The sequence below is a fragment of the Streptomyces sp. NPDC047022 genome (genome assembly GCF_040644155.1).
In the GTDB taxonomy this organism is placed as follows: Bacteria; Actinomycetota; Actinomycetes; order Streptomycetales; family Streptomycetaceae; genus Streptomyces.
Window position 1 is genome coordinate 19,073 of sequence record NZ_JBEYVV010000022.1, and the last position, 12,349, is coordinate 31,421.

Annotated in this window: 1 protein-coding gene (only partly in view); it reads right to left on the reverse strand. The window is 69.1% G+C overall.

Every position in this 12,349-nt window falls within one protein-coding gene, locus ABZ845_RS21780, for a protein-glutamine glutaminase family protein (RefSeq protein ID WP_360982114.1), read on the reverse strand. The gene is 52,710 nt long; 15,392 of those nucleotides lie to the left of the window and 24,969 to its right, leaving coding positions 24,970-37,318 in view, spanning codon 8,324 (complete) through codon 12,440 (partial); reading right to left, the first codon wholly in view occupies positions 12,347-12,349. Both the start codon and the stop codon lie outside the window.

Below are 12,349 nucleotides of genomic sequence, written 5' to 3' on the forward strand. Positions count from 1 at the left end.
TGACGCCGCCGAGGACACCTGGCGTGGGCGTCGGCACGACTCCGGTCCCGGCCGCCTTGAACGCCCAGCCGTGTGTGGAGGTCGACGACCGCGTACCCGAGGAACCGGTCGAGTGCAGGTCGGCGATGTTGGAGCCAGGGCCCGTCTCCCCATCCACCAGGTCGATCAGCGGCGGCTCCTCGTCCGGGTCGCGGGTGATGGAGACCGTGACGTCGTACCAGCCGTCCTTGCCACGAACCTCGAACGCACTGCCCTCACCGACGAACGCGTCGGGATTCGACTTCAGTTCGTCGATGATCGGCCCCGGGTCACCGCCTGTCTGCGTCCGTATCCGCTCCTCGACCCACTCCCGATTGTCCAGACCGTGCAGGGACCACTCCCCCGCAGCCGTCATCGACCGCACGTGCCGCGGCAGCCGGAACCGGCCGACCGCACGCGGAGCGGGCGCGGCGGCGGAGGACGTGGCAGGGACGGCCGGGGCCACCGTAGCCGGGGCCGTCGAGGGCCCCGCCGTCCGAGGCGCCGCGGTGCCGGCGGAGTTGCGGAAGCGCTCGTCGGGATAGGCGGGTGCGCGGCCGGCGTCACCCCGTGCTTGGCGGTCCCCCGTCCCCGCAGCGTGCGACTCGCCCCTTGTGTCGGTGGAGTTGATCGGCGACTCGTCCGGCTCGAAGCCGGAGGCGTGTGTGTCGACCCCGGGGAGTGCGGCCTGCTGCGGCTGCGAGGGGACAGCGGCCGCGGTGTCGAAGGCGGCGTTCTCTTCGATATCCGTGGGTTTCGGCCGCTGCCCGGCCTCGGCGAACACCACTTCATAGGGCTTGTCGTTCTCGTCGTTGAACACGCTGCGAGCGGTGACGCGGAGATCCGTTCGCCAGGGGAACATCGCCTGCCGGGATTCCGGGTCCGTGGAGGCGAAGGACACCTCACGGGCCGGCGAGCCCTTGATCTGCACCACGACCCGGTGCATACCGGCGCGGGGCATGCCCAGCTCGCCCAGCACGGCGTGCTGGCCGTCGAGAGTACCCGGATGGAACTGAGGCACAGTCAGTGAATGCACTGTACCGACCGGGTAGCTGGTCAGTTCTCCGGGAGCCAGGTATCCGATGTACACCGGCACGTCTGCTTCTGGCAGCAACGCCAACGCCTCGGCCAGCATGCCCCGGTGCAGGTCCATACTCTCGCCCAGCTCGCGGGCGAGATCCGGAACCAGGCCCTGCATTTCCTGGGCGATTTCACTGAACCGGTGGTGCGCACGGTCGGTGATGCCCCTGACCTCGTTGGCCAGCGCGCCGAATTCTTCGTGGCTGTAAAGCAGGAACGGGAAGTCGAGCGAGCCCATCGCCATCGCCTCAAAGACGATGTCGCCGATGTCGCCCTTCAGTTGGCTCCCGTCTTGCTCGGTCCCCCCCAGCTGTGCGGCACGTCCGCTTCCCAGCAGGCGCTGGTCGGGACCATGCGTCGCCAGGAACAGGGCGGCCAGATGCGCGGTCGACAGTTTGCCCAGCGTCTCATCGGAGCACCGGCTCATCGCAGATGAGGTATCGGGCATGTACAGCAGGTGGTGCGGCAGCTCCCACGACTCGCCGTCATTCGCGAAGCGTGACAGGTGTTTGTGTGCCCATCCATAGAGGTCCGCCGCATCGCCCAGCTGGGCGTCCCGCACTTTCCCGAGGTTCAGGCCGTTGTCACCCTTGCCCCCGCGCCAGGTGCTGTACAGGTCCACGACCTCCGCGAGGGTGCCGAGCCCCCTCGTCAGATGCCGGGCGACGACGGCTGCCAGGAGACCGTCGTCGGAGCCGAGGAAGTCGATGGCCCGGTGCGCATCGAACAGCGGCGTCATGCCATCGTATGTGCCACTACCCACCAAAAAGCCGCGAACAGCGCGCAGTTCGTCCGCCGCAGCGTCGGTCTCAGCAATGACGTGCGACATTTCCGAGTGCTTCTGCTCGACCTCCGTGTAGATCGCTTCCATCAGTTTTGCCGCCGAGTACGGAGCAGGCGGGAAAACCACCTGGTACTGCTGCGACGCGTTCAGCGCCTCGCCGAACCGCTGGGCGTAGGCGAGGACTTCGGCCGAGGCGTCCAGCGCCTCCCCGATGGTCCGCTCATGCTCCCGGGCTGCCCACTCGTAATCCGGTGTCCCGTACATCCGGCGATACCGCGAACCCTGGCCGGCCAGTGGCAGCGCGGCAGTCTTCTCCTCTGCCGTCACCGCGGGGCGACCCCGGAAGACCTTCAAGTGGCCTGTATCTCCACTGTCGTCCGCGAAGCCAACGAGCTTCAGGCGCGGGTCCGTGGCGCTGATCGGTTGCGCTCCAATTGCGGAGGTAGCTCCGACGGCGACGCCGGACAGCTCATCGGCAACTTGCTTTGCCACGGGCAGCCTGCTTTCGGCAGGCCTGGCGGAGAAGCAGTCGAAGGCCAACAGCGGGTTGTCGCCCACAACTGGCTGCGGCTGGACGCCCGCACGTTTCTGGCGCGCCACCAACCGGCCGACAGTTCTGCCGACGAACGTCCCGGTGTCGTACTTGTAGCCCACGGGCGTCACGGCCGAGACGAAGCCGGGGGAACCGTGCGAGGACCACGCCGTGAAAGCCGGTGTTCCGTCCTGCCGCAGGCCGGTCGGCAGCGGGAAATGCATCCCATCAGCGCCGTCGTGCGAGACCTCGAGCAGGCCGGAGTACGACGTTCGACCAAGGATGAACCAGTCGGGAACGCTGAAACTGGCCGCGCCGAACCAGACGCCGCCGTCGGTGCGCAGCTGATGCGTGATGACGGGTTCCTGCCAGGGCCGTGTGGAGGGACCCGTGACCTGGTCGAGTGTGACGAGCGAGTACTCCAGGGCCGCCGCCCTGCCCTGTGGGGCTGCGGCGAGGTGTCTGACGACCTCGTGGCTTTTGACGCCGAGTTCCTGGGCGCGTGAGAAGACCACCTGGTGGTCCGGGAAGCGCGCGAACGGCGCGAAATCGTAGGCCGCTTCCGGCTTCCGCACCGTATAGACGACCAGATGATCTCCCGGGTGCTGGTCCGCCTCCGCCAGCGCGTCCCGGACAGCGGCCTCCAGACTCGACTTGGCCTGGAAGAGCCGCGGCAAGCCAAGACCGCGCCCCTTGGCCGCGTAGGGCCGCGAACCGTGCACCGAACCCGGCGCCCACTCGGCCCAATAAGCCGCCTTGTCAGTCTCCGGCAGTAGCGTCGCCGACCTGACAGCCATCTGCGCGTGCACGCCCAGCTTCGCCACCAGCTCGTCGGTCGCCAAGTCCGCCGCCACCCGCTGCAGGTTCTCCGGCGACCAGTCCTGCGGGTTGTCGATGAGTCGACGCACCGCCGGATCGCCCAGCACCACCAACGGGAGAACGGGCGCTCCGGCTCCCTGGGCCATGGCCGTGAGCCCGCCGAGAATCCGCTGGCGCAGCAAGTCGCGGCCCGCTTCCCCACCCGCAAGGATCCGCTCGTCCATCAGCCCGGCATCCGGCCCACCCAACAGGAACAGCGCCACGCGATGGCTGCTCCGGAGTGTGTGGTCGATGCCGCGGTTCACCGCCATCCACTGCCGGAAGGCGTCCTGACGCCTCCGCCAAGCCTCGGCTCCATGGCCCGAGACAGCGGTCTCGACGATACCGTCCTTCAGCTGCCGCCCGACTTCATCGAGGGTGGTCCCGCCGGTGATCCCCGGGTCGGGCAGCTGCTTCGCCCAGTTGTTGTACTGGATCTCGTGCGGCGGGATTTTCACGGCTTTGAGGAGCTGCGCGTCTTTGGTTCGACGCTGAGGGTCGAACAGGAAATCCACCAGCCCGTACAGCTGCGAGGCGTCGGCGTCGACGGACGCGGCGGTCGTGAAGTCAGGCTCCAGCGAAACCGTGCCGACCCGGCCCGCCACACCGGCACGCTGCGCAGCGCCCATCAGCTGCGCCAGAGCGGGCGGGTCGTCCCACCCCAGCGCCAAGCCGAACAGAGTGTCGCGGAATGCCAAAGCTGTCCGCTGATCGTTGCTCACATCCTGGAGCGCGCGGAGCATCGTCTCGACGCCTCGCACATCGTCCCTGTTCACCTGGCTCTGGACGACGGGATGCCCCAGCTCCGCCAGTCTGCTGTCCAGGTCCGGATGGTCGACAGCTACCGGAAGCTGCCGAAACGCCGTGTAGACCTCCGCAGCCATCGTCAACGCGCTCAGAAGAGTCCCCTGCACCAACGAGTTCTTCGGGTCGAGCATCGGATCGAGCAGTTGGCGCATTGCGGCGTCGTAAGTGTGCGGGTCCTGGGGCCCGAAGATGCGCTGGTGCGCGATCTTGCCGGGAAGGCGGTCGACCAGCAGTTGGACGCCGAGCTGCAATTTCGCCTTCGGGTCGGCCGCCAGGATCTGGCCGAGGGCCTTCTCAAAATCGCGCGCGATACCGTTCCAGTAGTCCCGGTCGTCGTTGTAGAACCGGTGCGGCATCGGCGCGGTGAGGTCGAAGGAGCGCTGGGCCGAGGCGTCCGGTGTGACGGAGGAGGCCGTCGCCGCATCGGTGGCGGACGATCCCGGGGCGAAGGTGACCGGCGTGACCGCACCGTCCGTCCCGGGCGCGCCACCCTTCAACCCGGACGGCAGCTTCCAGCCCATGAGCAGGTTCGCGACGCCCTTGGCCCGGTCCTTCATCAGGGGCGGCACCCGGACATTCCGCCAGTTCTCCGGCAACTGGCGGTGCTTATCAGCAACGCGCTTCGCGTCCACCTCACCGCCGGCCCAAGCAGGACGGGTCGCCAGGACACGATTCACCTCGTCGACCAGCTCCGGATCCTGCCCCAGCGGGTCATCCGCCTCCGTCCCCGCATCCACCGACGACTGCGGCGACAGCGGCCGCGCCGACGTGATGGCGAGGTCGTCTCCGCCGAGCGCGGTGGCGGAAGGCGCGGTCCTGGAGTCCGGCTCCGGCGGACGCGAACCATCCGTTTCAAGCCAGGCCCGGCTTTGTGCAATTCCCGTGCCGGACCGATCACTCCGGCGGCCGGGCTCGTCGTCGAGCGACGGCGCGCTCAGGTCCCGACCGGCGAGCGGGTGCGGCAGCTCGCGGACCTCCGGTCCCGAACGGAACACGTTCTCGATGACGGCCAGGTCGTCGGAGCTGAGCACCGGCCCGTCGTCGCTCGGCTCACCCGCCATGAGCGAACCGTCGAAGGCGACGGCCGGGGACCAGGGCCGGTCACGGAAGAGGAAACCCGGCGCGAAGTAACGGTCCGGCAACCCGACGAAGTGCAGCAACTCATGCAGCAGTTGAGACTCCGTCAGCAGACTGCCGTTCGCGCCGACCAGATGCACATCGGTCGCGGTCGTCGCACCCGGCTCCCCACGCACTCCCACCACATGGTGCGCCTCTGCGGGACTCGCGAGGAACTCCACGTTGAAATGGAACACGCTGCCGCCGGGCAGTTCGAAGCCCGGCGCGTTGATCACCCGCTCCACCGCGGAAGTCATCCGCTCCGCCAGGAAGCGGATGTCGTTGTCCGTGACCCCCGGCTCAGGGGCCAGATGAACGCGTACGGTCGCGTCGCTGATCCACTTCCCGCGGGCATCCTGGAAACGCCGCGCGTCCAGCCTGATCCGGCTCATCGCGCCCGCCAGCCGACCCGGCTCGGACGACCACGACCTGCGCGGATCAAAACGCTGGGTGTCGATCACCGCCGGCTCAGCGAGCTCACGCAACTCCGTCCAGGAGCCGGACCCCAGGACCGCGGACCCGCCCGCCGCAACGCCCTCGTCCCCCTCAGCGGCCTCACTGGTCCAGGACGCGGGCGCACCCCAACCGTAGCCAGGCGCCGGCGCCTGGTGCCCGTAATAGGAGACGTCATCCTCCTCGTCCGAGGGGATCTCCTGGCCCGAGTCCTCGTCGCGCGACGAGTACTCAGGATCGTCCGAGGAGTCGAACAGTGGCGGGAACAGCGCGGCGAAGTCGCCGTAGTACCTGTTGGTCAGCAGCGCGTGCGCGGCGTTCTGGAGTTCGGTGTTCCCGAGGAGGAATCCGGGCTGGGGGGCGAAGCGGTCGACCTCGCGCCGCAGCTTACGCAGCAAGGCGCTGCGGGAGTACGGGTCATGGACGTCGTTGAGGATGCTGTACAGATTCCGTGCCAGTTCCCGTCTGACCGCCCTGCCGTGGTAGCGGTACAGCTTCTCCCCTTGCCCCTGCACGCGGGCGTCGGTCTCCCGCCAGGACTCGGAGTGCGGCCGCCCAGGGACCGGGAAGCCGAGGGAGTGGCCGTCGGTGAGCACCACAGTGGGCCGCTTGGGCAGCATCTGCCCTGCGGTGTGCCAAGCGTCCGGGTTCCACTGCTGGTCCTCCGCCAGTCGGTGGTGCACCTCGGCCAGCGGGCCCTCGAGGTAGTAGTACGGACCGTAATCTGACGGCACCCCGATGGCGTCCGCCCACTGCGCCACGGTCAGCGGGCCGAGACCCAGCGCGGGGTCGAGCACCATCGGCGCTACGGACCCATCGGCGAGGCGCGCGTTGACCACCGGCGCCACGTGGAACGACCACTCCACCTGACGGGGTTCGCTCAAGGTGGCGCCCTGAGCCATGCTCGTCCTGAAGGACAGGAGTCTTGGATCGTCGTCCATCGCCGCGAACACCTTCCGCGGCAGGGCTCCCCAGCGCATCAGCTGGATCGCCCACAGGTGCGCACGCAGGTGGCAGCCGCTTTCGGGGTGCTCGGCAGTGACAGCGACCGTACCGTGCTGGTCGTGCTCGAACGTCACGTCGAACAGCTGCCGGTACCACGCCTCGACCTGCGCCATCGGCACCGGGCCGTCGTCGACCAGGCCCAGCGCGTGGCTGATCCGGTTCGCGTGCGCCGGCCATGCCGCAGCCAGTGCCTCACCCAGGTTCGAGTCGTAACGCCGTTGCCAGGCAGCTTCGACCGCCCACACCTTGCGCATGTCGCGGTCCAGGGCCTGAAGCAGGGACAGCGCCGTGTCCGGCCTTCCGCGGGAGTAGGCGCGGTGCAGGTCACGCGCGTACCGCACCACCGCGGGCAGCGACGACGTATCGTCCCCGGGGGGAACGGCCATATGCCGTAGCGGCTCGTCAGCGAAGGTGAAGGCGCTGACGAGGCCGAGGCCGCGCAGTACCTCCTGACGGTCCCCGACGGCCAGCCGATCCTGCCGCACCGCGTAGTCCACCGCGGCCATCAAGGAAACGCCAGTGGCCTGCCGGTACTGGGCCTGCAGTGCAGAGGGCGTGAACAACGCGGGGGACGAAGCCCGCCGCCTCAACAGGGCCAGCAGGCCGGGTACATCCACCGGCCAAGCGTTCAGGAACTCGGCGATCGACCGGGCGTAGGTGGTCTCAGCGGCCTCGGCAGACACGTGCACGGGGGGCGCAGCGGCCGAGGTCCAGGCGCCCACCGCGTCCCGCTCGGCGGATGTCGCCCCGACGGCAGCAGCGGGGGTTGAGGAGGACGTGACGCCTTCGATACCGATGGACGACTCCACAAGCCGGCCCTGGGCGCCCTCCGAGGACGCCGACGGACTGGCGGTGTCGAAGCCGGGCGCCTGTTCGGCGACCGTCTCGTCCTGGCCGAGCCTGGTACCGCCGGAGCGGGTGTTGGGCCTGGACGGCGCTGCGGTGATGACGGCCTCGGCCGCTTCCCGGGCGTACGTCGGATCAGCCGACGGCAACTCGGTGACCCGCACCACCTCGCGGACGGAGCCGTCGCTCATCTTGGCCGACGTGATGTTCTTGACGGCGAACTCGACCGCGTGGGCGTAGCGCACGTGCGGCTCGCTGGGATCGTGCGCCAGCGCGGTGTGGTCACGAGCCGACGAATTCTCGACCTCTACGAGGATCGGGCGCGTCCCGGGCGGGAGCTTCCCGAGCCACGCGAGCGCCTCGTCGGGTTCGAAGGCGACCCGGTGCAGCTGCGGCACGCTGAACCGCACGGGGAACTGTGCGCTGAGCGTCGGCAGCTCTCCGGCGGCACCGTCGCCGGGGACGCCCATCGCGTAGTACACCGTGCCGTCGACCGGCGGCAGCGCCGCCAGGCCTTCCACCGCGAGCCCCCGGTGGAAGGGAGCCAGCTCGTGCAATTTGCCGTCCAGCGCGCGAGTGAATCCGAGCGCCTGGTCCCTCAGGACCTCGAATTCATCGCCGTCCGGGTCGATGGTCGCGAGTTCCCTGACCAGCCCCTGGAGGCGGGGAAAGCGCAGAAGCAGCGGCAGATCGGGTTCCTGGCCGTTCTCGGCCCGGTCCGCCGCACCGGCGATCGCGTCCCGGACCTCAGGCTCCCGCTGTCCGAAACGCCGGCTGCCCGCGGTCTGGCCGGGCTCGGCGAACTGACGGCTCGCGTCGTGGGTGAGCAGGTACAGCGCGATGACATGTGCCGGATCCAGGCCGTCAAGGGGCGAACCCTGATGGCGGGCGCTCCACTCACGGACTGCGGCGTGCCTGGCCGCCCAACTGCTCTGGCCCAGCGCCGGCCCTTTGCCCGCCGGGATCGAGGGGAGTTCCTCGGAGTCCGAAAGTGTCCGTACCGCCTCCGTGAGGCCCCGCGGTACCCGGATGCCGTCGGGGGCGTCCGCGATGTACCTCATGTCCCGGGTGTACGCCTGCCAGTGCGGCAAGCGCAGACGGTCCGCGACGTCGCTCCCGGGAGGCAGGCCCTCGCGCGGCGCGAACATGGCGTCGGTGAGACCGTACAGATGAGCCCCGTTGCCCGCCAACGCCGCGGTGAGCACCGCCTGGTTCCCGCTCATCCCGGACCGGTGCAGGTCGGCGAGGAGCGCGCTGAGGGGAATCCCGCGGGTCAGCCCCCAGGCGAAGACCGCCTTCACGAACAAGGGGAACTGGGCGCTGGGCCGCTCCAGGTCCCGGTACCACAAGTACATCGCCCGCGTACCCGGCACCGTGTCACGGGGAACGTGGATACCGCGCTCGTCTTCGAGTCGCTCCTGCGTGGATCGGCCGAAACCTGGCGTGTCCTTGCTTCCCGGATACCTCTCAACCGCCGCGTGCCACGCGGCGTCGGTCAGTCCGTTCAGGGACACGTCCTGTTGATCGGGATCGATCCGCACGTGGTCCTTGCCGGCCCCGGCGGCCGCCCTGACGAGACTCCGCATGAACCCCAGCAACTCCTCGTCACTGGAGAAACGTTCGACCAGGCCACGTGTGTACTCGTCCGCGGCATCTTGCCACCGCGGGTACGGCAGCGCGTATCCCGCTGCTTGGCCGGCGAGGTACGGCTCGGTCGACATGGCTCGCGGGAGCGGACCACGCTCGCCCTGAGGCCGGAACTTCACGATCCGGGACTCGGGCGAGCCCCACTTCGGCAAGAGATAGACCATGTCGTTCGAGCTCGGACTGTGGCCGATGGACACGTTCGCCGCGTAGACGTCGCGCCCGTGCGTGTTCGCCGCCTGCTTCGCCGGCGTGAACAGGCCCCCGGGCCGATCGGCACCCGTCGAGCAGGACAACATGAGGATGGGCAAACCCGCACCCAGCTTCGCCAGCAGCGAGTGCTGCCAGATTCCGGTCTGGGTACCGCTCGCGAATTTGAGCCCGTACCGCCCCATCACCCGGACGCCGTCACGGTCTCCGTGCGCGGCCCAGACCACGAACGTGAGCTCGCCGCTGTCCGGGCTGGACGGCAGAGGCCAGGGTTCCTGGGTGTTCAGCTCGTCGCGGCTGTCGCGGACCCGGTACTGCTTCGTCGCCGGCAGGTGGGCGTAATTCGAACGTTCGGAGTTGTCGAGCGCGGTGAAGCTTGAGACTCCGAACTCCTGGCCCCTCGGGGTGAACATCTTGCGTGTCAGCACCTCGCTGTTCCACGCGACGTCGCCCACCGGACCTGTCTGCTCTTCGACAACGAGGTGCCAGTGCCACAGCTTGGCGTTCTCGTCGTACGCGAGCCTGACGTCACGGACCACCGTGGTCACCGCGGAAGGAGAGGTCGCCGGACGCTCCGACGGACTGCGGCCGAAGACCGATATCTCACGCGCCGACGACGCCCCCGCCACCTCCACCAGCACCGGGTACCTGCCCTGGGACCGTGTGTCCTGCGCCTGCTCACTCAGCTGCCTCAGCGCCACGGCACGGTCCGTCGTCCCCGGGTGGAACGCCTCGAACGACACCTCCTTGCCCCTGGCCGCGTAGGACGTCGGGTTGTCGCCCGTCAACGTGTACAGCACCGGGCCGCCGCTGTCCGCGGGCTTCGAGGGCAGTATGTCCAGAGCCTCTTCGGCCATCGCCGCATGACCGCGAATCTCGTCCAGCAAATCCTTGTCCGCCGCTTCGGCGAACGCACGGACCGCCGCTGCCACCACCACCGGCGAGGCGTTGGGGTCGACCGCGTCACGGATGCCGGGGTCGCGCAGCATCAACAGCGGCCAGGACGCCCTGCTGCGCGGGTCCGCCTCTCGGCCGATCCTCCGGATCTGTGTGCGCAGCAGGTCCAGTTCCTGCGGGCCCTCCTTGAGCACTCGTGGTGTGAAGAACTTCGCGTCAGGACCGGATGCCAGCATCAGCGCCATGGAGTACGCGGACGGCAGCTGTGGCAGCACATTCCCCATGCCGGGGTCTGCCAGCAGATCCCTCAGCGCGTCCTGGCGCTGCTGCCGCATCGCGGCCCCGGAACCGTCGGCGACGGGGTAGTCACTCAGCCCGGTCCCCAGGAACCGGGCCGGGTCGCGCCACTCGTCCGACCCGGTGACGTCCGGGTGCAGCAGCCCCAGGGCCCGATCGCCGTACATCGTCACGTGCGGCGGCACGCGCAGCACGTTCAGCAACCCAGCCGAGCCCCCGGAAAGCCGTCCCTTCGGATCGAGGATGCCGTGAATCCATCCGTGCACCCGGGACAGGTCCGTCCGCCACGGGTCGGGCTCCACCTGCTCGTCCCAGACCCCGGCCCGGTGCGAGACGTCCAGGAACCACTCCCACGGCAACGCGCCCTCACGCGGCAGGAACCAGCCGGCCAACGCGTCACGGAACATGAACACATCACCGTCCCGGACCTGGAGGCGCCCGTACCCGCGCAGCATCAGCGCGATCTTTCCGGCCTGCTCCTCCTGACTTGCCGTCAGTTGATCCGACCCGATGTATCCGCGCTCGCGCATCGCCGCGTTCCATTCGGCGTCCCGCGGTTCGACACCGAGCGGTTCCGGCAACCCCTCATGCTCCGAGTGGAACTTCATGCCTCGTTCGAGTGCGGCCATCAGCACGTCGAAAGACGGTGGTCTGTCGCTGTCCGTCAGGAATCCCACGGAGTCGCCGGCGTCCGGTGAGTCCTTGCCGAGCAACCTGCCCTGGAAGGAATCCCATACGGCACCGCCCGCTTTCCGGAAGTTCCGGATCATCTGCAGGAGTGCTCCTTGAACGTGCTCTCTTGGCGTCGAGTCATTGCGCAGGGCCTCGGCGGCCCGACGCCCGTACTCGCCGGAAAGGTCCAGATACTCCCGCTGAGTGAACAGACCGGGGAACCTCGGACCGTGCAGAAAGTCCAGCGCGGGTGCACCGTCCGTCCCGGGCGCACCACCCTCCAGCCCCGGCGACAGCTCCCGGCCTTGAGCCGTCAGTGAACGGTTCGCATCACGGGCCGGTTCCGGTTCCCGGCCCAGTGGGCCGTCCACCTCCGTGCCGGTATCCGCCGAGGGCTGCGGCGGCAGCGACGCGATGACGTCGGTGTCCAGGTCGTCCCCGCCGGGCGCGGCGACATTGCCGACCCCTGCCGCCGGCTCAAACGCGGACGGCCCGGCCGTCGGCTCCGTGTCCACGCCGAGCGACCGGTACGAGGCAGTCTCGCCCTCGGTGAGCGAGTTACCGCCGGAGGCGTTGGCCGGCAGGGACGGGGCCGCCGTGATGACGGCCTCGGCCGCTTTCCGCGCGAGGGTGGGGTCAGCCGGCAGCCGTTCGGCGGCGCGCACCATCGTGTACGCGGAGCCGTCGCTCGCGGTGGCCTCCCGCACCGACCCGGGCGTGACGTCGAACTCCGTCGCCTGGGCGTACCGGACATGGCTCTCACCGGGATCATGCGCCAGCACCGTGTGGTCGCGCGCCGACGAATGCTGGATCTCGACGAGGATGCGACGCGACGGGTGCGTCTGCGGCGGGAGCTCCCCCAGCCACTTCAGCGCCTCCTCACGATCGAACGAGACCCGCTGGAACTGCGGCACGCCGAGCCCTCGCAGATCCCCGGCCGCTCCGTCGTGCGGCGCGACCATCGCGTAGTACACCGTGTCTTCGACCGGCGGCAATGCCGCCAGACCCTCCGCCGCCAACCCCCGGTGAAAGGGAACCAGCGCACGCAGCCTGTCGGCCAGGTCAGGAGCCAGTCCGAGCGCCTCCTCCCGCAGCTCCCGGAACTCACCGCTGTCCGGATCGCCGATCGT